This window comes from Chloroflexota bacterium, assembly GCA_034717495.1.
GTDB lineage: Bacteria > Chloroflexota > Anaerolineae > JAAEKA01 > JAAEKA01 > JAYELL01.
In genome coordinates, this window is record JAYELL010000076.1 from 112823 (window position 1) to 133851 (window position 21029).

The following is a 21029-nucleotide window of genomic DNA, read 5'->3' on the forward strand; positions in this document are numbered from 1 at the left end:
GTACATGCAGTCCAACCAACGTGGCCCGGTTCTCGTTATTGCCCTCCTGGCAGGGTCCATCTTTCTTTGCCTGTGCCTCGCCGTCGGTGCCGTAGCCGTTGGCCAGATGGCCAACAACATGGTCGCGGCGCCGCCAGCGCCGGTCCAGATCAACCGGCTTCCTACTTCCACCCCTCCGGCGGCAAAAACGAACCAGCCCGCAGCGACGCCCAGCATCAACACGCCGGTTGAGCCTGCAGTTAACGCCCCATCGGTGATTATCGAGGTGGAACCCGGTGCGGATGTCGAATCACAGATTCTTCGAGCAGTCTATCGCAAGGTGAATCCATCAGTCGTCAAGGTCGTCAGTCTCGGCAATGGGCAGCTGGGCGGCATGGACGAGGACGAGCTTTTCCCCCAGGGCCAGGGCTCCGGTTTCGTCTGGGATGCTTCCGGGTTGATCGTGACCAATGCCCACGTGGTCACCGGCGCTGACGGCGTTCAGATTGTCTTTCTCGACGACCGTGTCACCATAGGCCAGGTGTTGGGAGCCGATCCAAACAGTGATTTGGCGGTGATCGAGATCAATCCCGAGGGTTTCAATCTGCAGGCTGTCGAGCGAGGCAACATCGATGACGTACAGGTTGGCGATCGGGCAATTGCCATCGGCGCGCCCTTCGACTTCGCGGGCTCCATGACCTCGGGCACCATCAGTGGCCTTGGTCGAAGCATTCGCTCTTTGAACATGCGATACACCATTCCCGAGGTAATTCAAACCGATGCGCCTATTAATCCGGGCAACTCCGGTGGACCGCTGCTGAATTCACGGGGCCAGATCATTGGCATCAATGCGCAGATCCGCACCGAAGGAGACATCCGGGCGAATTCAGGGGTAGGCTTCGCTATTCCAATCTATATCGCCGAAAGGGTCGTGCCGGCCCTGGCCGCCGGGACCACCTACGAACACCCCTTCATTGGCGTCTCCGGTCAGACTTACTCACCAGAATGGTCGGATGCCCTGGGCTTTTCCCGCGACGTCAAGGGGGCTTATGTCACCGAAGCTCTTGATGGCTACCCGGCAGACCTGGCCGGTCTGGTGGGAGCCCACAACGACACCGATGTTGTCATCGGTATCGATATGTTGAGCGGTGAACCGGTCCACCTTCGCTCCGGCGGCGACCTGATCACTGGCATCAATGATCGTCCCGTCGAGCGCTTCGATGATTTGCTGATCTACCTGTTCCGCTTTGCTTCCCCAGGTGACGTGGTTCAGTTGACTACACTTCGGGCGGATGGCTCTCAGGTCGTGATACCGGTGGAATTAGGAGTGCGCCCCGGCCGGTAGCACCTTTATCGGGACCGGGAATCAAACGGCGAGGCTGACCTTCATGACCAGCCTCGCCATTCTTTTTTGCATCAATGAGGAACGGAATCAGTTTCCTAAACAGATTCCACGATCAAGCTTACGTCCCGATAGTTACGACCCTCTTCGATAAGCATCACAGGGATGCCCTTCCGAATCGGGTAGCGGTAGCCGTTGCGGGGATTGATGAGCCATTTTCCATCCTCGGAGAGCACCAGAGGACCTTTATCCTCGGGACACACCAGGATGTCCAGGAGTTCCGGACTCACCTCGCCGCCCAACTCGCTTTCATCGAACGCCTGCAGATCGGCGGAGTCCAACTCATCGGCCATCGGGGCTGGAAGGGCATCGTCCGGTTGATCCAGAATCTTCTTAACCACGATGGCAGCGCCACCGATCACTGCCATGACAGCGAAAATCTTGAGTAATCTAATCATTATCCTGCTCCTTCAGTGACTGCCGGGCCTGTGAATGGATGCCCAGTCAAATGCTTTCGTGTTGCCACGCCATGTGCCAAACGATCTGCCGAATACAGGATTGACCATGTAACGGTCACGCCGCAGGCAAGTGGCTGTATATTCATGCTACCACATGCTGTCGGGCTTGTCCAGTGCCGTAGAATGCCAACCGGAATCATGCAGTTTCCATGCCCTGAAGGAGTAGGGTACCAGAGTGCAAATCCCATAGGACGGAATCCGTTATGGAAAGCTTTCAGTTAGCAAACAGAATTGCTGATTTTCTACACAGAGAGGGATTATCGCTGGCACTGGCTGAGTCATGTACCGGTGGTCTTGTTGGAGATCATATTACCGATGTGCCCGGCAGTTCCGAGGTTTTCCTGGGCGGAGCCATCGTTTACAGCAACCAGGCGAAGATGACCTTGCTGGGCGTACACGCAGCAACTTTGGATGCCCGGGGCGCCGTTAGCCCCGAGTGTGCTGCCGAGATGGCTCTGGGCGCACGCCGGCTCTTTGAGACCGACCTGGCTGTAAGTGTCACCGGAATCGCCGGTCCGGGCGGCGGCACGGAAGACAAACCCCTGGGCTTAACCTTCCTGCACCTGTCGGCGCCCGACGCAGAGATCGGTAGAAAAGCAGTCTGGAAGGGTAACCGCCGGGCAAACAAGCTCAGTTCAGCCCGGGAAGCGCTCCAGTTACTGTTGGATTATCTGGAGGCGCGGCAAAACGACGAGCCAAACCGCTGATTACGCAGACCTTCGCCGATCTTTTTTGGATTGATCAGCGCAGATCAGCGTTCATCTGCGACCCAACAAGCGCACGGACAAGACTTTTCAAACAGTTTCTCAAGCGCACAATGTGTTTTAACGACAAAGGATCCATGATGTCGCAAGAGCAATTCATCGACGAACCGGTGACGACCCAGGCTCGGTTTCTTCCCGACGGCAGGGTGCGCCCCACCGCCTTTGTCTGGAGAGGACAAACCCGCTACGTGACAGGGCTGGGACGCCGCTGGACCGAGGAAGAGCAGGGCACTCACTGGCAATGCTTTCTGGCCCAGACCGCCAGCGGCGACACAGTGGAGCTGCGCTGGAATATGGACAGCCAGCAATGGCGCCTGCGCCGGGCCTGGTGGCGTTCTGTGATGACATAAGCTTGTTTAAGAGGACTTTGGTGATTCATCCCCTCTCTGGTATCATACCCACGTGTTTTTCGGTCAATGACAGAGTGAATGGAGGTTCGGGTTTTGAATAAGTGGTCTCCCAATTCCAGCAGGGTGAAATGACGGGGTCATTCTGGCCTCTCGTGGCCGCAAGCCTGGCCTGGCTGGTTCCTGCAGGACTCGCCTTGATTGCCATCGCCGGCGCTGCTCCGCAGCGTGTATGGCGCAGTGCCCTTGGGGCCATTGCCGCTATTAGTCTGGGAGTTCTGGCCTTTTTCCTCGCGGGGTTCGCCATCGCGTTCGGAGGTATTGGCCTGATTCAGCCAGATGTGGCCGGATTCGATGAGCTGGTCTGGGAGTGGTCTCTGATGGGATCGGAGTGGGGGCCTCAATGGGGCACGGCGGGCCTCGCTGGCTGGGCCCTGGCTAAAGCTGCAGCCACACCGGATGCCTACAATCTCTTTTTCAGCCAACTCCCCTGGGTGGCCACCGCCACCATGATCCCCCTGATCGCCCTGCGCGGCCGGACTGCGGTACTCAGTTCCTTGCTGGGTGGCATTCTTGTTGGCGGGCTGCTCTATCCCCTGGCCACCAATTGGGTATGGGGTGGCGGTTGGCTTGCCAACCTGGGTTACACGGCCAACCTGGGACATGGCTTTGTCGACTTCGCCGGCGCCGGCACGGTACATCTCGTCGGAGGCGCGGTGGCCCTCGCCGGACTCTTGACCATGGTTGACCGGCGCGCTGGCAAGCCGGCCGAACCGACGAGAGGGGTCAACCTGCCCCCAGTCCAACTACCCGTTTTGGCTTCCGTAGGTGCCTTTCTTGTGCTGGCCGGCAGTGTAGCCTGGAGCTGGGCAAATCCCTTGCTCAACGAAAACACATTGTGGTCCAGCCGCGGCGCAGTGAACGTGATCCTCGTTGCCCTTGCCGGCGCATTGTTACCGTTGGCCTACACCTGGTTTGTGGCAAATCGCTCCGATGCGCTGATGGCGGCGCGCGGGCTGGCGGCGGGAGCGGTGGCTGGTGCGGCGATCGGACCATTTGTGGCCCCATGGGCAGCGCTGGTGCTCGGTGCGGTCGTTGGCCTTCTGGTGCCACTGCTAACCTACCTTGTCCGTGAGGTGCTGCGGGTTGAAGATGATACCGGAATCCTGCCGGTTCATCTGACAGGTGGCCTGGCAGGATTGATTGCTCTCGGATTCCTGGCGGATGGCCTGACCGGTCGCGGGTGGAACGACGTTGGCGTCGCCAGTTATCTCGGCGTTGCCGGGCAGGGCGTTACCGGTCTTATGGTCGCCGAAGGCATGCAATCGGATTGGCCAGGTCAAATGCTGGCACAACTGCTTGGCATGACGGCCCTCTTTTTGGTGCCTTTCCTGGCAGCGACCCTGGTGTTTGGCCCGCTGGCCGTGCTCATAAAAGGGCTCGACCAGAGGCCTCGCTCCGGGCAGAGCCCAACAGTTGAACCGGCAATGCAGGCCACGACAATCAGCGTTGCCGATCTGCAAACAGCCGACAACCCAACCGAGTTTCAGTCAGATCACGATGAGATTCATTCGTCCGTTCACCAGTAGCCTGCTCCTGGGGTGCCTTGTCCTCGTGCTGTCATCCTGCGTGCTCCAGGAGCCGGCAGTGATGCCGACTTCTGCACCTGAACCCACCCCCACGCCGATCATCATCATTCAGACTCCCACTCCGGTATCCGACCTGGATGTGGCAGAGCGACGGATCATCGAGGTCTATCAGGAAGTCAATCCTGCGGTCGTCCACATCACGGCCCAGCTCCTGCGGCCCGACTTTTTCTTTGGCGTCCATCCCCAGGAAGGCACCGGTTCAGGGTTCGTCTTCGACAGGGATGGGCACATTATCACCAATTACCATGTGGTCGAGAATGCCAGTGAGATCATGGTCAGTTTTCACGAGGGCATGGATCTGCCTGGACAGATTATCGGTACTGATCCACCCAACGATCTGGCAGTGCTTCAAATCGATCAACTGCCGCCCGATGTCGAGCCGATCCCTCTGGGAGATTCTGGCGAGCTTCAGGTAGGGCAGCGCGCAATCGCAATCGGCAATCCCTTCGGCCAATTTGAAAGGACCCTGACGGTTGGCGTCATCAGTGCTGTCAACCGTACCTTGATTCTGGATGAGGAACAGGTACTGCGGGGAGTCATCCAGACCGATGCCTCCATCAATCGGGGCAACTCTGGCGGGCCCCTGTTGGACAGCAGCGGACGGTTGATCGGGATCAATACTGCGATCTTTTCTCCCAGCGGGACCTCAGCGGGAGTAGGGTTGGCGATTCCTGTCAACAAACTCAAGCGGGTCGCGCCAAGTTTGATTGCCGATGGCAACTACCCCCACCCGTGGCTCGGTATCGAGCGTTTGGGCTACCCGTTGTTTCCGGAACTGGCACAAGGACTGAAGCTGCCGGTAGAGCGGGGATTGTTGATCGCCCAAATCTTTCGAAACAGCCCAGCGGTGCGGGCTGGCATTCAAACAGCGACCGATGAAGTGATTTTTGGCAGGCGGCGTCTTCTAATCGGCGGCGACATTTTGACCGATATCGACGGTATTCCTCTGACAAGCTGGGAAGACCTCGAAGCCTATCTGGACGAAAAAACTGAAGTGGGGCAAACGATAACATTGACACTCTGGCGCCAGACCGAAAGGCTGGAGATCAGGGTCGAGTTGGACGAGGAGCCGATGTAGCTGATGACCAAGAAGTTTTGGGATATGAAGCGCCGCAATATCCTGTGGCTGTGCCTTTTGATTGGCTCGATTGTGACCTTGCTCCTGCTTCCACGGCTGGGAACGGCGCAGGACAGGGGTCCGGTATACGTCATCGATGGCGACCTTCAGGATTCCCGGGGTGAACCGGTCGAAGGGGCCGAGATCAAGCTTATGCTGCCCGGGGAAGAGGAAACGATCGCGGAGGCGGAAAGCCAGAAAAACGGCCAGTTTGAACTCATCTTCGGTGAGGAACATCTGAGATCACTGGCGGGTGCGACCGTCGCCATCGAACGGCCTCACTTCCGATCCGTCACATACATCCTGACCTCAGAGGACGTCGACGACCTACAGATGGATGGGTTCTTTGTTCTGCCAGCCCAGGAAGGTGGTCTGCAGCGCCGTATTACGCCTGCCTTCTGGATCGCGGGCCTGATCTTCATCTCAGTGTTGCTGATTATCGCTACAGAACGCCTGCACAATGTTCTGGCAGTCATGGCAGGTGTGGCTGCCGTGTTGTTCGTGAGCTATTTTGGCCGGCTGCTAAGCCCCGACCTTTTCATCTTCAATTTCGAGCGTGCGTTGGATTTTATCGACTGGGAGGTGATCTTCCTGGTCATGGGTATGATGATCGTCATTGCCGTGATCGAACGAACCGGCATTTTTCAATGGGTGGCCTATCAAGCCTATCGCATCAGTCGGGGACGAGCGTGGCTCCTGGCACTGATACTGATGATCTTCACCGGAATCGCTTCGGCAATGCTGGACAACGTGACCACGATGTTGCTCATGACACCGATCACGATCCAGATCGCCCTGGGCCTGAATCTCAATCCACTTCCCCTCCTGTTGCCACAGGTCTGGGCCTCCAATGTCGCAGGCATTAGCACCCTGATTGGCACGCCTACCAACATCTTGATCGGCTCCTACGCCGACATCTCATTTTCCGACTTCATGATCAACCTGACACCTGGTGTGATCATGGCCATGACCGTGCTGATCCTCTATGTGCTGATCGTCTATTGGAAAGACCTCAAGGGACCCACCGCGACGCTTACACCGGAACTGCAGGCTCGTCTTCAGGAAAATGCGCGAATTCGCCAGCCTGAGGCATTGCGCAAAGCCCTGATAATCGGCGCTTTCATGATGCTGATGTTCCTATTCGGCGAGGCCCTCCACCTGGTACCAGCAGTGACAGCCGTCGTCGGTGCCACGGCACTGCTGATCTGGATCCGCCCCAACATCGAAGAGATGATCGAAGCAGTGGATTGGACCACCCTGGTCTTTTTCATGATGTTGTTCATCATGGTGGGCGCGATCGAGGAGGTGGGTTTGATCGGCGGCATTGCTGAGTTGATCGGCGATCTGGTGGGAACGAATCTGACCCTGGCAATGATCCTCATTGTCTGGCTGGGCGCCATCATTTCAGGGCTGATCGACAACATTCCGTTTGCGGCTGCCATGCTGCCCGTGGTGGGCTACCTGAGCTCCCAGATCCCCGGCGCCGCCGAAAGCAAAGCCCTGTTTTATGCGCTATCGGTCGGTGCGGCCTTTGGTGGAAACGGCACCTTGATCGGCGCCTCGGCCAACCTGGTAACGGCTGGCATCAGCGAACGAGCGGGGTTCCCAATCACCTACGGTACTTTTTTGCGCCGTGGTTTCCCTGCAATGATCGTAACAGCAGCGGCCGGCACTGTCTGGCTGCTCATTCGCTTCTAGAAGGGCGAGACTTCCTATGGAACACATAGTCTGCGCAGCTCGCGGGGGGCCGGGTAGCCGCCCGGCAATCGAATTGTCTATCAGTCTGGCACAGGAAAACGATGCTCGTCTGACCTTTCTCTACATTGTCGACTGCGACTTTCTGGGACACGCGATCCTTGCCAGTTCCAGCATAATTCACCAGCAGTTGCGGGAGATGGGCGAATTCATCATGCTCAAGCTGCAGGCGGAGGCGGCCAGCCTGGGTGTCGAGGCGGATTTCGCCATCGAAGAGGGCACGGTGAGAGAGGGGATCCGTCATTTCGTCAACGAATCGGGGGCCGACACGGTCGTGGTCGGACGTCCAGCACGGGAGAAAACGGCAGATGTTTTTGACTCCGACAGCCTCGTGCAGTTTTCGGCCTTGCTGGAGGCCGAAATCGGCGTTCGCGTGATCCTGGTCGGCCCTGACGATATCCACCTGTCGGCCACCGGCCCCGACTAGCAGTGGGTTCCCAGCGGGATTGCGGCCGGAGGCTACTCGACAGCGTCTGATACCTGGCATATAATCAAGTTATGCAACTGTGGCTAAAACGGGTTTTACTGGTTATCGTCCTCGGGGTTTTGATCTATCTGAGCGTCCAGTATCACGAACCGATCATCGAACTGGTCAGCGACCAGGAGCGCATTCGCGACTGGTTGGCCGATCTGGGCCCATTGGGGCCAATGGGCTTGATATTTCTGAATGCCCTTCAGGTGGTGATCGCTCCCATCCCTGGCAATGTGATGCAGGTGATCGCCGGGTATCTCTTTGGATGGTTGCCTGGAACGATTTACAGCATTATCGGTATGGCCTTGGGAGGAATCCTGGCCATGAGTCTGGCACGGGTATTTGGCCGGCCGTTGGTATACAAGCTGGTGGGCGAGAAGCGGACAATGCGCTGGGAAGAGGTAACCCACCTGGATTCGCTGACAGTTTGGGTTATCCTCATGCTTGGCATCTTCGGCGATATACCCTTTTTCATCGCCGGGCTGACAACGCTCCCAATTTGGAAAATCATCGGTGTCGCAGTATTGGTTCGAGCACCGTCGGTACTCATTTCTACGGCCATAGGAGCCGGTGTCATCGACTGGCGTTCGCCATGGGTCCTGGGCTCAGTCGTACTGATGGTGCTCGTTGCCCTGATCGCCGTTCGCTACCAGGATCGTATCGAACAATGGGTGGACCGGACGGTTCTGGACCGGGTATTGAAACAAGCCTCAAAGGCTCCCATTGAGGAGGCAGTGGCCCAATTGGAGGCGCCCCAAACGCCTGGGAAAACGACAGAATAACATGCAACCAACGATTGATCACAGAGCAGCGGCAGAACAGGAAAACAAGGTATTGCTGATCACCGCGGGCGGACTTGGCTGTTTTTTGTTGCTCTGCATCATCTTATCCGCGTTGATAGTCCTCGCAGCACTGGTCTGGACACTGGAGGGCAACCTGGGTCCTTCCGGCAATAGCCTGGAGGGGGTTGGCCAGTTCCTGGCAATGCTGGCAGAACTGTCCGAAACACGTGTAGTATGATGAAAACCGTTGCCGGTTTGCTTCTGGTCCTCATTTCCCTGGTTTTTCCCGGTGTTTTCACCGCCGAGGGTAGTGATCTTCATCAGGAAACCTGCGACGGTGAATGGTACGTCGTTCAGCTCGGCGATTCCTGGTCCCGCATCGCCGAACGCGCCGGTCACACGGTGACTGAACTGAAGGAGAGTAACCCTGTAGCCGCAGGTCACCCTCAAGGATGGCTATTCGTGGGCCAGCAACTGTGCATTCCCAGACGGGACGGAGAATCCAGCGGCATCTGGATCACAGTTCGCCGGGGAGACTCATGGTCGGTTCTGGCGGCGCGCTATGGTGTCAGCGTATGGGCACTGCAATCGGCAAACCCCAACATGGTTCGTCCCAGCCATGTGCTGCGTCCCGGGGACAAAATCTGGATACCTGCGTCAGCCATCAACCTGACTGACGTGGTCTGTCCCGAATCGCTGGAGGATCTCCCGGCTGTGTCGGCAAAGGTGTTGACCAAATCGGGTGGTGTGCTGGAGATTCTTCGCAGCTTTCTGGTTCAATGCGGCGCCATCACTGCGGACACGGGCACCGTCGAGGCGGCGCCCCTGCGCGGCAACGAAACGCCTGAAGTCGTAGTTATCGGTGTCGATCCGACCACGGGGAATGGCTCGCCAGTGGGCGTATTGGCCGTTCTTGGCGCCGATGAAACGGGTTGGCGGGCGATCTTTCAATCCGGCGTGGCCGCCGGCCTGACATTGCAGCAGGTTGGGGACATCAATCAGGACGGACATGACAACCTGTCCTGGAGCGATACAACTTGCAGTGCTGAGGCCTGTTTCACCACGGTTCACCTGCTTTCCTTCGTCGATGGCGAATTCCAGGAATGGATCGGCGACGGCACTACCATGGCTGAGGCCACTGTGGCCTTTCAGGATGTCGGAGAAGATGGTACGGGCCAGGAATTGATCCTGACGGGTGGCATCATCGATTCGCTGTGGGCCGGGCCCCAGCGGGCCGTAACCAACACATGGGCATCACTGGCGGGCGATCCATACATCCTGACGGGCCGGGAATACAGCGATTCCTATTGCCTTTATCATCACATTCGAGATGCTAACGACTGGCTTTGGGGCGGGTGGGCGGACAACTTCGAGAAAGCGATTGCCTCCTACCGCACCGCCGTCGACGATCCTGCTCTGGTGGCCTGCTGGATCTGGCCGCGAGAGGTAGAAGTTCTGCGCGCATTCGGCCTTTATCGACTGGCAGCAGCGCACGCCTACGCCGGTCAGATGGATTTGGCAGCCCAGGTAGTCACCGAACTGCACCAACGCTATCCGGAAAGCAACTACAGCCAATTGGCTTCCATTTGGTGGCTGGCCTACGAGATGACTGGGGATGACACGGCAGCCTGTGCAGCAATCACCGCCTACGCCAGAAAACATCCGGACGTCTGGCAGCCGTTGGCCAATTTTGGCTACGCCAACCCCGCGCTTTCGGCAGAACTCATCTGCCCGGTTGTTCCGGAAGAGTAATGACGAAGATGTCTAGGATGGCATGCATCACGGCCGTTCTTTTTACATCGAGATCGGATCGTTGCACGAGGCAGGCAGTTCCACCGGTGTTTCGGTGTTGACAGCAGTCAATTCTATCTGCACGTCGAAGTCCCCCTTGAACTTGAGGGGCTCGTAAGCGCCGCTGTAGCTGCCGCGAAAAGCTAGCGGATAGCCGCCTTCTGCGTCGATATACAGGTCAGCATCTCTCGCTGACCACAATCCTTCGCCAAAGCTCCTTAGTTGCGGATCGGTGCTCTTTTTCGCTGCAGCAAGGAATGTTTCCCCGTTGATGACATAGTGCTTGACAGGTCGGTTGTTCAGCATTCCTTCGCCGAGCAATTTGCCGCGCGCCACGTCGCTGGTCGTCAGCATAGTCAGCAGGCTTTCCGGACTCATTTCATCCAGCACCGCAGTTGCGTCCGGGATATCTGGTTTGACGCAGATGGGGAAGAAGCCGTTGATGACAATATAGGCGCCTTCAGACACCTTATAGAGATCAACTTTGGAAGGCGTAAATAGACCTATCAGGGATCCACCCACCTTGGCAGCGATTCTTCCGAGCAGACTGCCCGACACAGTAATCCGGCTATTCTGGCCATTTACTGCCAACAGACCATTCAAGGTTCCCTGTGCTCGCTTGCCATTTATGAAACCATTTACCGAAAGCGCGACCGTCGCGTCGAGTGAGCTGAGATCAGCGATCGGGTTGAGCGGGATCATATCCTGGGAGTATGTAGAATTCATTGGTATTTGGTCCTCCAAATTTTGGGAAGTATATCACGCCTCCCCGGTTTTGGATATCCCACTATTGACAGGGTAGTGTATACGAATCGGTTGAAAGGACAGCATGACAGAATCTGCGTCGTTTACGAGTGGGCAACCCTCGGCCTGGCCAGATCGCTGGACTCCCGCCTTCCCCGCGTCCGCGAGGATGACTGCGGGAATCCAGCGTGTGAGCAACCTTATCCACCGAGCGAAGCTCTCATCCCGGTGCACCTGACGACCCAGACAGCACCGCGAGATGCTTCGCTGAGACACGTAAGCGAAGAGTGCGACCTGTTCTCCCGCTCAGCATGACGATTGATCGAACCCCTACCTTGCCTTTGCATATTGAGAATTGCTGGGACGGCCCACAGCCATTTGACCAAAATCGCGGTGCCCGTTAGAATGAAAATCCGGTCGATCGAGGTCAATTTGGCAGGCTGTCTGCAAATTGCTGAAAATAGAAGTCTGGACACACGATGAAATCTGGGAATCGATACCCCTGGTTGCTTTTAGGTGGGCTTGCCGCGGCGTCGGCCGGCCTGGTTTTGGTGGTCCGGCGCTGGATCCTGCGGCGGCGGCGACGCATCGAGCAGGTTTTGCCGCCGGCCTCCGAGGACCAAATTCGCACACAACGAATCGTCGACAGCATGACCGACGAGGTCATCCAGGCCTTCGGATTTCCCATCGACGGTTGGCAGCATCAGGTGTTGGGCCCCCTGCTTTCTCCCGCAGCCCGTTCCTTTGCCGGCATGTTGACCAGTCTCGACCGGTACACGGGTACAGAAGGACTTGGCGCGGCATTCGGGCGCCTGTTGCGCCTGTTCGTCAGTGATATCCAGGCCGTCGGGGCCGAGAAGATACCCCCGACCGGACCGGTCATGATCATTACCAATCATCCCGGCGCCTACGATGGCCCATCGATCGCCGCCAGCCTGCCCCGTGAGGATCTCCACATTGTAATCAGCACCGTGCCCTTTTTCGACGAGATGTCCCACGTCGAATCCCATCTGATCCAGGTAACCCGCGAGGCTCACGATGGCATGAGGGGAGTTCGCCAATCCATCCGCCATCTGAAATCGGGCGGGGCATTGCTCACCTTCGCCAGCGGAATCGTCGATCCGGATCCCGACGTGCTGCCGGGCGCCCACGAGGCATTGGAGGACTGGTCCCCCAGCATCGGTGTTATCTTGCGCAGGGTCCCCGAGACCCAGGTTGTCGTGACCATCGTCAGCGGCGTGTTGTCGCCTCGCTGGCTCACCAGCCCGATCGTCAAGATCCAGCCAGAAACCTGGAGACAACGCAAGCTGGCCGAAATCCTGCAGGTAATGCACCAGGTAATCTTTCCGGGAAGCCTGTTGCTGACGCCCCGAATCAGCTTTGCGTCGCCGATCACCGCGGCGGAGTTAAGTCCTGATGGCGATGCCAGGGAAATCCAGCGCCAGTTGATCGAGCGAGCCCAGGCGCTGTTGGTCGAGCACATGGCCTGGTCATCAACCAGTTCCATGGTATCTTGATCCTCTCCCCGTGACACATCGATCTCAATCGTCGGGGCTCTGAACGTGTACGCCGTTGAAGGTAATCTGAACGGACGTTTGCCTGCCGACTCTGCCCCAGCGATGGCGCAACACCTTCACCTGAGCTTCATAGCCCTGAATGTTTCCATCTCGGCGGCGCAGCCAGCGATCACGATCGATCAGCAAACGCAATGCGGCAGCCTGAGCCAGGTTGAACCCGGCGGGATAGTTGTGGGCTGAATCGGCCTCGCCGAAAAAGGGGGTCGTCAAAAAAAGCAGCACGCAGTGTTTGCCGTGCAGGGTCTGAAGCAAACGGCGTAACATGGCCGCAGTTGCCGACTCTGGCATCGCCTCCGTCAACAGTTCAGCCGTCGAGTCGAAGACGATCAGGGCAAAATGTCCGCCGGCAGTCAGATCGCCAATCAGGTTAAGTGCCTGGCGGGGATTGGCCGGCGTGGCGATCGACAGACGCGATAAATCGACCTTGCAGGCAGCCGCATAGGCAGGATCGAAGGTCTGAGCCAGGTCGATATAAACGCAGGGATGGCGCCGTTGGGTATGAGCCAGAACACGCAGGGCAAGGGTACGTTTACCCGACGTCGGTTGCCCGATCATCTCCGAAATGTGACCAAGAGGCAGTCCACCCTGGTGCCGGGCCTCCTGAACGTCAGTCCCAGAGTTGCCGCTGGTTGAGAGAATGCGATCGAGCGAGAGCAGCCCGGTGGGCAGGCAGGGAACAGCGGAGTCAGCAACTGAAGACTTTCCCTTGTGAATCGCCTGGGTACCCCACTTCTGCTGGATGGCCTGAACGGCTGCATCCAGGCGCCTCTTCCTTGCCACAAGCTTGCGTTTTTTGCTCAAGAAGAAGCTCCGGTACAATCTTTTTTAGAACATAAGTTCTAATTGATTATAACATGGAGCGCTTCAATGCAGCAAATGAAGTTTAGAGCTATGGGAGAAATCAGGGGATTATTGGAAGTCTGCCATCGTACGCTGCAACCAGGTCGATCATCAGATCCGCGTTAGCTTCCATGCCCTGGATCATCTTGAACTGCGTACGGCAGCGATCCAGGTTCTGTTCCGGATGTTGCACCTTGAAGTAGACATCGCCCAGGAGGTAGTCGGCCAGAAAGCGCATACCACATTCAAGCGTGAGCAGCCTGGCTGCAAAGGGAAGGTACTCGATTTCCAAAGGGATCAGAAAATCACCTGCAGTGTCCAGAAAACCCTCGACAATACGCTCGTAGATCGCCAGATCAAACGCCACTCTGGAGAGATCTGGTTCATCTTCGGCCGCAGTATTGGCCGCCGACCGCACCGCATCGCCAAAATCGTACAGGGCAAGCCCTGGCATGACGGTGTCCAGGTCAATGACGCAAACGGCTTCGCCGGTCAGATCGTCGATCATCACATTGTTGAACTTGGTGTCATTGTGGGTCACGCGTGCCGGCAAGCTCCCCGCCTCGAGAAGATCCACCAATACCGGCATCTCCTCTTGCCGACGCCTCACAAATTCGATTTCTCTTTGTACAGAGACTGCCCGGTTCCCGGGGTCCAGAGAGACCGCTTCGCTGAAAGCCTCGTAGCGTTTCGGGGTGTTGTGGAAATCGGGAATCGTCTCGTGGAGCTGGGCCACAGGAAAGTCGCTGAGCAACGACTGAAAGGTGCCAAATGCCCGGGCGGCACAGGTAACATGCCTGGGATTCTCCACCTGTTCATAGGATCGAGCCCCTTCGATGAACTGGAAGGCCCGCCAATAATCGTTCCCGGGTGTGACGTAGTGAGAATTGTCGCACACCGTCGGCACCAGATTGAGCGTCTCCCGTTCAGGGTCACCCCCGTCAGAGATGATCCTGGTTCGCAGATGCCGGGTAACCTGCACCATATTTTCCATGATGGCATCGGGATCGCGAAAGACCTGCTGGTTGATCCGTTGCAGGATATAGCGGCGATAACTGCCATCAGCCTGGCGGAACCCGACGGCGTAGGTATCGTTGATATGGCCAAATCCATAGGGAAGGCCGTCTGTCAGATCGCCCTCAAAGCGAAAATGAGCGACGATTTCAGGTAGGTCGGCTGTCATTTGGAGAGTCTATTCTGTGGTGCGGAACGGGGTTTGCCTTGACTGCCCCTCTGCGTGATGATGATCCTTCCTCCACCATTTGGGGCCGGCTTTCCCCCTGGGAGATGTTCAGCGATTATAACACAAGGGCGACACTTTCCGGAATCCCCGCCGGTCACCTTGAACGCCCCCTCTTGAAGTGAATTATGCGCCACGTTTGATCCAATTGCCACTTGCCACAATGCTACCTCCTGGGTAGAATGACACCCGGTGAATCTCGGGGAATCTTCTCGTCCCGGGAATCCGACGATTTCCATGCCAGGTCCAACTTTCGTGAGGTGAAACCAGTGAAAAAACAATCAGGACATTTGATAATTCTCATCATTATCTTCATTGCAGCCATGGCGATATTGCCGACCAATGCGTCGGCTGAATTCCCTTACCAGGAACCTGAACCTATCCAGGTCGCGACGAAATCAATCGAACCATTCGTTTTCATAGAGCCTGAGGGCCTGAGCGGGTTTAGCATTGATCTCTGGCAAGCCATTGCCGAAAATGCCGGGATCGACTACGACTATCTTGTGGTCGAGTCGGTCACCGATCAGCTTGATAGCGTTACCGAGGGTCCGGCTCAGGTGGGCATGGCTGCCATCAGCATGACCGAAGAGCGGGAGAGGTCGATCGATTACTCCCTTCCCTACTACAATTCCGGCCTTCAGATCCTGGTGGGAGAAAGTGAAGGCAACCTTCTCACCGATAGCCTTGGGGCACTGCTCTCACCAGATTTGCTGAAAGCTGTAGGCGCTCTCATTCTGCTCATGATAATCGCAGCCCACCTGATCTGGTTGATGGAGCGCAACAAGAACCCCGAGTTCCCCAGCGCCTACTGGCCAGGCGTCTGGGAAGGCTTCTGGTGGGCAGCCGTCACAGTGACCACCGTAGGCTATGGTGACAAGACTCCCATCGGGAAGTTGGGCAGATTGTTGGGAATAGCCTGGATGTTTGCCGGCCTTTTTATCATCGCCAATTTCACCGCCAATGTCGCCGCGCAAATGGCCGTCGAGAGACTGCAGGGAGCCATTCAGGGTCCTGAAGACCTGTATGGAAAGCGCGTAGCAACCGTTCAGGGCAGCACAGCGGCCAGCTGGCTGGAGGATAACTCGCTTTCCCATTCGCGAGTGGCAACCGTCGAAGATGCTTACCTGCTGCTGGAACAGGGAGAGACCGATGCCGTGGTATTCGATGCCCCTGTACTACAATACTTTGCCACGACGGAAGCTGGCAACCAGTTCCATGTAACCGGCCCTGTGTTCGAAAGGGAAAATTATGGCATCATCGTACCCGACGGCCACCCCTTGCGGGAGACGATCAACCGGTCCCTGCTTCGACTCATGGAGAATGGCACCTACAACACACTTAAAGCCAAGTGGTTTGGCAATGAGACGCAATCCTAGTCCAGTCTTCAACAGGAACTCAATCATGAGCAAACTGATCACAACTTTGGGCCCCAGAAATGCCAGTGAATTGGGCATGATCCTGCCCCACGAACACATCTTCGTGGACCTGCGTACCTGGGATCAACCCGGTTACGCTGAGGCCGAACCCGCCGAAGTCATCGAGCTAATGGCACCCGAGATTGCCCGGGCCCAGGCAGTCGGGATCACGACGATCGTCGAATGCAGCACGGTGGGCGTGGGCCGGCGCGCCGATATCGACAGGGTCGTATCGGAGGCAACAGGTCTGCCAATCGTCGTCCCCACTGGCGTTTACCGGGAACCCTGGATTCCCAACTGGGTTCACGCCGCCTCTGAAGAAAAACTGCGGGATTGGATGATCGAAGAGCTACAGGGGGAGATCCAGAACAGCGGTGTACAGGCGGCTTGGATCAAGATCAGCGCTGGTGATGATGGCTTAACCGATTGCGAAACCAAGGTCCTGCGGGCCGCGGCCGCGGCGGGGATGGCGACCAATGCCGTCATCGGCAGCCACACCATCCGCGGGCGGGTAGTGCGCGAACAACTGGATATCATCGAACAGGCAGGCTACCGGCCGGACCGTTTTATCTGGATCCACACCCAGGCTGAGCCCGATTTCGATCTTCATCTGGAGATGGGTCGCCGGGGCTGCTGGCTCGAATACGATGCCATCGGCAGCGAGCACTTCGGCGACCAGGACTGCGTTCGACTTGTTCAGCAGATATCTGATGCGGGGTTGGCTGACCAGTTGTTGCTCAGCCACGACCGGGGCTGGTACGATCCGGCCCTGCCGGGCGGTGGTACGCCTCTCCCGTACACCTACCTAAACATCGAGTTGTTTCCCCAGCTGCTGCAGGCTGGCATCAGCGAATCAGAGCTGAATCAACTGACTCAACTCAACCCCTTCCAGGCTTTCGCCCGCTAAATCCGAAGCTCTACCACATCTCCCTCATGCAGCACATGGTCCCGGCCTACCATCTGTCCATCGAAAACCCCTTCGCCCCATACCCGGGCCGACTTGAGGCCCTCAACGAAATCCTTGTGTACCTGGGCAGCAAACTCTTCGACAGTCCCGCCCCGCGTTAACACAAAGGGTGCCGTGAAATCAGGATCCTTTCCCGGTGGCTTCGAGTAGACCCGCATGAGCTCCAGCCGGTCATAAATGACCTGCTTCAATGTCTCAAGACTCGCTTCAACCTGCGTAGAGACAGGTGCAAAGTGCCACTCGTCCCCCAGCAGTTCGCGAAGCACCTCGCAATCCCCGGTCCCGTTGGCATCATCACATTTATTGACGACCACAACCATCGGTTTGAACACAACCCCTCGCGGGTTGTCCACCCGGTCGCGCTGGTGCTCCGAAACGATCTTTCGTTCCTGCAACAACGCGATGGTATCCTGGAACTGTTCGATGGGATAAGCCTGAAGATCGACGACGACCAGCAAGAGGTCGGCGTTCCTGATAAGATTCCACAGGTCGGCCTCGACAAAATCCCCGGTGACCGGCGGCGTATCGACCAGTTGAATCTGTACATTATCGACGAGCATCATGCCAGGCGAAGGAGTCCAGGTCGTATAGGGAGAGGGGGAAATGTGCGGCGAGGCATTGGTCAGCGCGGCCACCAGCGAGGATTTACCGACGTTGGGCGCGCCGATGATGGCAACTTGACTCGCCCCCTCCTTTTCCACCACAAAGGCGGAAACCTGCTTACTGACCCCTTTTTTGCCCTGAGCGGCCGACTTCAGCTTGGAAAGCCGTTTGCGCAGATCGGCTCTGAGCTTATCGGTGCCCTTGTGTTTGGGGATCGTGCTGATGAGATCCTCGAGGGTTGTTATCTTCGCCTCGGGGGTCTGAGCAGCTTTATAGTGCTCTTCGGCCTCGTAATATTCCGCAGGAAGATTGGTAGGCATGATGATGCTGGGCAGTCATCTCCAGCCTGAGGCGCAGAGGCGACAGTGTTTACGAGCGGCGCTGCGCCAGGCTGACGTAGTAGAGTAACTGCAGAATGCTGGTTAGCCATCTGGATCTAGCCTGTCGCAACGGACCACATCCGACTCTGGCAAGCACGACACTCGTGCCAGATTACCCTGAATTTTACGCTGACTCGCTGTTCTGTGCAAGTCTTGATCGGAAAAATGGATTCTTCGAGATTATCTGGTTTGAAACGGCGGGCACACAGAGCTTTCCATTTTGACACCAGTTGGGACCCGGGGTATCCTATGACATAGGGTAGGCGATTTGGTCTGCCTCAGGCGCTTACGGTATCAAGTTCGACAAGAAGCTTGTGGTGAGCGGTGCCCCGAGCTGTCCGACAGGTCCGCCTTTCGGCGTGTCGAGGGGCGAAGTCGAACCCATCCGTTTGGCAGGCATCGATCAGGAGCGTCACAGCCCGATGAACAACGTGCAATACTTCAGCTTGCCAACCGAATACGACCGGGACCAGCTGTTCCAGGATCTGCGGGAACGTTTCGATCTGCTCGTAGAGAAGCCATCTCTCGCGCAGTGGAGCCTCTACGACACTTTCGACTGGCGCCTCTTCCACCGTTCATTGAAGCTGGTTCGGGTGGCGGATGACTTTTTCCTGCGCGATCTGGCAGGCAGTCGGGATTACGCTGCGGCATCGTCGAGCCAACAGTTTCCCTTCGCCTGGGATTTTCCCAACGGAGCCCTGCACGAGCAACTGACTCCCATCATTGATATGCGGGCCCTCATGGCGCTTGTCGGGGGAGAAACCCGGTCCACCTGCTTCCGCGTGCTCAACGAAGACGAAAAGACTGTGGTTCGGCTAACCATCTGCGAGGACGCTGTCGCTGCCGAAGAGGGAATAACACAGGCTGACGTGCGCGTCATGTTGCAGCCGGTCCGGGGCTATGATCGCGAGGCCCGGACCGTTGCCCAATTCCTCGACGATCTTGGCCTGGAGACTCGCCAGGCGGAGGAAAGCTATGCTGCAATACTGCGCGCAAACAACCTGGAACCGGGCAGCTACAGCGCCAGGTTGGCGGTTAAACTCGGCCCCGACAACCGATCCGGCGACGCGACACGCACGATCATGCGTGCGCTGCTGGAGAACCTCGAGATCAACTTACCCTACATTGCTCAGGATATCGACACCGAATTTCTACACGACTTTCGCGTGTCGGTCCGGCGAACGCGTACAGCGTTGAGCCAGATCAAGGCGGTCTTCCCGGTCGCCGAAACAGAACGATTTAAGGAGGATTTTCGCTACTTCGGTGATCTGAGCAATCTCTTGCGCGATCTCGATGTGTACCTGCTGAAGGAAGATGTTTATCGAGCGATGCTGCCCTCATCGATGGAGAACGATATCGATCCCGTTTTCGACTTCCTTCACAGCCGACGAGCCCACGTGTTGACGGAAGTTGCCAACGGCCTTGCTTCGCAAAAATCGCAGAAAATCCTGCGGGATTGGGATGCCTTTTTGAACCAGGAAGCAATGGATTGCCCGGATGCCCCCAACGCCGGACGCCGCGTGGCAGATCTCGCCCGGGAGAGCATTTACAGGCGCTACAGACGCGTCGTCAAGGAGGGCGATCGTATTCTGCAGCACGAGAACCCACCGGACGAGTGGCTTCACGCTCTTCGAATAGACTGCAAAAAGCTTCGTTATCTCATGGAGTTCTTCGCCAGTCTTTTTCCGGCGAAGGGGCACAGAAAGCTCGTCCAGCAGTTGAAACGCCTGCAGGACAACCTGGGAGACTTCAACGACCTCTCAGTGCAACAGGATTTCCTTCTTTGGATCGCCGAGGAGATGCCTGTTTCCAGTGTCAACTCACGTCGGGCGGTCCTGGCAATTGGCAGTCTGATTGCCACGCTGGACCAACGCCAGCGAAAAGAAAAAAAGAATTTCGCCGGCACCTTCGCTGCCTTCGCGTCTCCCCCGAACAGGAGCCGCTTCAAGGAGCTTTACGGGAAGGGCGCCTCATGACGGTCCTGGCCCTTTACAGCAACAAAGGAGGCGTCGGGAAAACCGCTGCCGCTGTCAATCTTGCGTATCTTGCGGCGCAGTCAGGAAAACGCACCTTGATCTGCGACCTGGATCCTCAGAGTTCGGCAACCTTCTACTTTCGGGTGAAACCACGCCTGAAGGCGAGCGCCCGCGGTCTGAGCAAGGGTGGCAAGCCCATCGACAAGAGCATCAAGGGCACTGATTACGACAACCTGGATCTTTTGCCAGCCGATTTCACGCACAGGAACCTGGATATCTCGTTTGCTTCCCGAAAAGATTCTCTGGGGCGTCTATCGAGGGTGCTTGATCCGTTGCAGGATGAGTACGACCTGATCGTGCTGGACAGCCCGCCAACTATCAATGTCGTCGCGGAGAACATTATTGCCGCTTCTGACCACCTGCTGGTGCCGCTGATACCGACGACACTATCGGTTCGAACCCATGAACAGCTGATGCAATTTATGGATAGCCGGAAGCGCGATACCGTCGACGTCACCTGCTTCCGTTCCATGGTAGACCGCCGCAAAAAAATGCATCGGGAGCTATCGGAGTCTATCGCCGAAGAGATCGATGGTGTGCTCGAAAGCATCATTCCTTTCGCATCCGTGGTCGAGCGCATGGGGATCCGACGGGAACCAGTGCCTGTCTTCGCAGGTCGCAGCAAGGCCGCCCAGGCATATCGCGATCTCTGGGCCGAGATTGAAGAAAAGCTGTTGGGCCAGGCTTGACCTGGCACGAGGTGGGAGGTAC

General features: G+C 57.2%; 20 protein-coding genes. 15 read left to right on the forward strand and 5 right to left on the reverse strand.

The window, feature by feature from the left end; translation table 11 throughout:
* Positions 1-4: 4 nt before the first annotated feature.
* Positions 5-1324 carry a trypsin-like peptidase domain-containing protein gene (locus U9R25_14325; GenBank protein ID MEA3337082.1) on the forward strand — a complete coding sequence of 440 codons (1320 nt, stop codon included), beginning with the start codon at positions 5-7 and terminating at the stop codon, positions 1322-1324.
* 95 nt (positions 1325-1419) lie between these two features.
* Here U9R25_14325 and U9R25_14330 read toward each other — a convergent pair whose 3' ends face one another.
* Entirely contained in the window at positions 1420-1611 is a 192-nt protein-coding gene (locus U9R25_14330; GenBank protein MEA3337083.1) for a Trm112 family protein, read from the reverse strand.
* 431 nt (positions 1612-2042) lie between these two features.
* Here U9R25_14330 and U9R25_14335 point away from each other — a divergent pair, with 431 nt between their 5' ends.
* The 9 genes from U9R25_14335 to U9R25_14375 all read left to right on the forward strand — a co-directional run bounded on the left by U9R25_14335 (position 2043) and on the right by U9R25_14375 (position 10477).
* Positions 2043-2546, forward strand: a complete 504-nt coding sequence (locus U9R25_14335) for a CinA family protein (GenBank protein MEA3337084.1) — start codon at positions 2043-2045, stop codon at positions 2544-2546.
* A gap of 134 nt (positions 2547-2680) precedes the next feature.
* Positions 2681-2953 (forward strand): hypothetical protein, encoded by a 273-nt coding sequence (locus tag U9R25_14340; GenBank protein MEA3337085.1) that lies wholly within the window; start codon positions 2681-2683, stop codon positions 2951-2953.
* A gap of 128 nt (positions 2954-3081) precedes the next feature.
* A complete protein-coding gene (locus U9R25_14345) occupies positions 3082-4539 on the forward strand; it encodes a hypothetical protein (GenBank protein ID MEA3337086.1) in 1458 nt (485 codons plus the stop codon).
* 61 nt (positions 4540-4600) lie between these two features.
* On the forward strand, positions 4601-5677 hold the full coding sequence (locus U9R25_14350; GenBank protein ID MEA3337087.1) for a trypsin-like peptidase domain-containing protein: 1077 nt from the start codon (positions 4601-4603) through the stop codon (positions 5675-5677).
* Positions 5678-5680: 3 nt separating this feature from the next.
* Positions 5681-7414 (forward strand): ArsB/NhaD family transporter, encoded by a 1734-nt coding sequence (locus tag U9R25_14355; GenBank protein MEA3337088.1) that lies wholly within the window; start codon positions 5681-5683, stop codon positions 7412-7414.
* Positions 7415-7430: 16 nt separating this feature from the next.
* Complete coding sequence (locus U9R25_14360; GenBank protein ID MEA3337089.1) at positions 7431-7898, forward strand: universal stress protein; 468 nt, start codon at positions 7431-7433, stop codon at positions 7896-7898.
* Positions 7899-7969: 71 nt separating this feature from the next.
* The gene (locus tag U9R25_14365; GenBank protein MEA3337090.1) at positions 7970-8725 is read left to right on the forward strand and encodes a VTT domain-containing protein; all 756 of its coding nucleotides are present in this window, start codon (positions 7970-7972) and stop codon (positions 8723-8725) included.
* A gap of 1 nt (position 8726) precedes the next feature.
* Positions 8727-8963, forward strand: a complete 237-nt coding sequence (locus U9R25_14370) for a hypothetical protein (GenBank protein ID MEA3337091.1) — start codon at positions 8727-8729, stop codon at positions 8961-8963.
* Positions 8960-10477, forward strand: a complete 1518-nt coding sequence (locus U9R25_14375) for a LysM peptidoglycan-binding domain-containing protein (protein MEA3337092.1) — start codon at positions 8960-8962, stop codon at positions 10475-10477. Before U9R25_14370 ends, U9R25_14375 begins: the two co-directional genes overlap by 4 nt.
* A 42-nt stretch (positions 10478-10519) precedes the next feature.
* Here the strand turns inward: U9R25_14375 and U9R25_14380 are convergent, their stop codons facing one another.
* Positions 10520-11218, reverse strand: a complete 699-nt coding sequence (locus U9R25_14380) for a hypothetical protein (protein ID MEA3337093.1) — start codon at positions 11216-11218, stop codon at positions 10520-10522.
* Positions 11219-11739: 521 nt separating this feature from the next.
* Here U9R25_14380 and U9R25_14385 point away from each other — a divergent pair.
* Positions 11740-12777 (forward strand): hypothetical protein, encoded by a 1038-nt coding sequence (locus tag U9R25_14385; protein MEA3337094.1) that lies wholly within the window; start codon positions 11740-11742, stop codon positions 12775-12777.
* A 24-nt stretch (positions 12778-12801) separates the two neighbouring features.
* On the opposite strand, the gene U9R25_14390 is transcribed toward U9R25_14385, so the two are convergent.
* Both U9R25_14390 and U9R25_14395 read right to left on the reverse strand, forming a co-directional pair.
* Complete coding sequence (locus tag U9R25_14390; protein MEA3337095.1) at positions 12802-13638, reverse strand: hypothetical protein; 837 nt, start codon at positions 13636-13638, stop codon at positions 12802-12804.
* A 100-nt stretch (positions 13639-13738) separates the two neighbouring features.
* Entirely contained in the window at positions 13739-14860 is a 1122-nt protein-coding gene (locus tag U9R25_14395) for an aminoglycoside phosphotransferase family protein (GenBank protein ID MEA3337096.1), read from the reverse strand.
* A 326-nt stretch (positions 14861-15186) separates the two neighbouring features.
* Between U9R25_14395 and U9R25_14400 the strand changes: the two genes are divergently transcribed.
* Positions 15187-16293, forward strand: a complete 1107-nt coding sequence (locus tag U9R25_14400) for a transporter substrate-binding domain-containing protein (protein MEA3337097.1) — start codon at positions 15187-15189, stop codon at positions 16291-16293.
* 25 nt (positions 16294-16318) lie between these two features.
* Positions 16319-17239 (forward strand): esterase, encoded by a 921-nt coding sequence (locus U9R25_14405; GenBank protein MEA3337098.1) that lies wholly within the window; start codon positions 16319-16321, stop codon positions 17237-17239.
* Here U9R25_14405 and U9R25_14410 read toward each other — a convergent pair.
* Positions 17236-18222, reverse strand: a complete 987-nt coding sequence (locus U9R25_14410; GenBank protein ID MEA3337099.1) for a TGS domain-containing protein — start codon at positions 18220-18222, stop codon at positions 17236-17238. The two genes, U9R25_14405 and U9R25_14410, sit on opposite strands and share 4 nt — an antisense overlap.
* 482 nt (positions 18223-18704) lie before the next feature.
* Between U9R25_14410 and U9R25_14415 the strand changes: the two genes are divergently transcribed.
* On the forward strand, positions 18705-20258 hold the full coding sequence (locus U9R25_14415; GenBank protein MEA3337100.1) for a CHAD domain-containing protein: 1554 nt from the start codon (positions 18705-18707) through the stop codon (positions 20256-20258).
* Positions 20255-21007, forward strand: a complete 753-nt coding sequence (locus tag U9R25_14420; GenBank protein ID MEA3337101.1) for a ParA family protein — start codon at positions 20255-20257, stop codon at positions 21005-21007. Before U9R25_14415 ends, U9R25_14420 begins: the two co-directional genes overlap by 4 nt.
* The last annotated feature ends 22 nt before the right edge of the window (positions 21008-21029 follow it).

What these genes read in the sequence shown, in the direction of transcription:
- U9R25_14395 (MEA3337096.1), bottom strand. Translation starts at nt 14,860, where the DNA reads ATGACAGCCGACCTACCTGAAATCGTCGCTCATTTTCGCTTTGAGGGC.
- U9R25_14350 (MEA3337087.1), top strand. Translation starts at nt 4,601, where the DNA reads ATGCCGACTTCTGCACCTGAACCCACCCCCACGCCGATCATCATCATT.
- U9R25_14375 (MEA3337092.1), top strand. Translation starts at nt 8,960, where the DNA reads ATGATGAAAACCGTTGCCGGTTTGCTTCTGGTCCTCATTTCCCTGGTT.
- U9R25_14340 (MEA3337085.1), top strand. Translation starts at nt 2,681, where the DNA reads ATGATGTCGCAAGAGCAATTCATCGACGAACCGGTGACGACCCAGGCT.
- U9R25_14335 (MEA3337084.1), top strand. Translation starts at nt 2,043, where the DNA reads ATGGAAAGCTTTCAGTTAGCAAACAGAATTGCTGATTTTCTACACAGA.
- U9R25_14370 (MEA3337091.1), top strand. Translation starts at nt 8,727, where the DNA reads ATGCAACCAACGATTGATCACAGAGCAGCGGCAGAACAGGAAAACAAG.
- U9R25_14380 (MEA3337093.1), bottom strand. Translation starts at nt 11,218, where the DNA reads ATGATCCCGCTCAACCCGATCGCTGATCTCAGCTCACTCGACGCGACG.
- U9R25_14410 (MEA3337099.1), bottom strand. Translation starts at nt 18,222, where the DNA reads ATGCCTACCAATCTTCCTGCGGAATATTACGAGGCCGAAGAGCACTAT.
- U9R25_14405 (MEA3337098.1), top strand. Translation starts at nt 16,319, where the DNA reads ATGAGCAAACTGATCACAACTTTGGGCCCCAGAAATGCCAGTGAATTG.
- U9R25_14385 (MEA3337094.1), top strand. Translation starts at nt 11,740, where the DNA reads ATGAAATCTGGGAATCGATACCCCTGGTTGCTTTTAGGTGGGCTTGCC.
- U9R25_14355 (MEA3337088.1), top strand. Translation starts at nt 5,681, where the DNA reads ATGACCAAGAAGTTTTGGGATATGAAGCGCCGCAATATCCTGTGGCTG.
- U9R25_14345 (MEA3337086.1), top strand. Translation starts at nt 3,082, where the DNA reads ATGACGGGGTCATTCTGGCCTCTCGTGGCCGCAAGCCTGGCCTGGCTG.
- U9R25_14365 (MEA3337090.1), top strand. Translation starts at nt 7,970, where the DNA reads ATGCAACTGTGGCTAAAACGGGTTTTACTGGTTATCGTCCTCGGGGTT.
- U9R25_14415 (MEA3337100.1), top strand. Translation starts at nt 18,705, where the DNA reads ATGAACAACGTGCAATACTTCAGCTTGCCAACCGAATACGACCGGGAC.
- U9R25_14325 (MEA3337082.1), top strand. Translation starts at nt 5, where the DNA reads ATGCAGTCCAACCAACGTGGCCCGGTTCTCGTTATTGCCCTCCTGGCA.
- U9R25_14420 (MEA3337101.1), top strand. Translation starts at nt 20,255, where the DNA reads ATGACGGTCCTGGCCCTTTACAGCAACAAAGGAGGCGTCGGGAAAACC.
- U9R25_14360 (MEA3337089.1), top strand. Translation starts at nt 7,431, where the DNA reads ATGGAACACATAGTCTGCGCAGCTCGCGGGGGGCCGGGTAGCCGCCCG.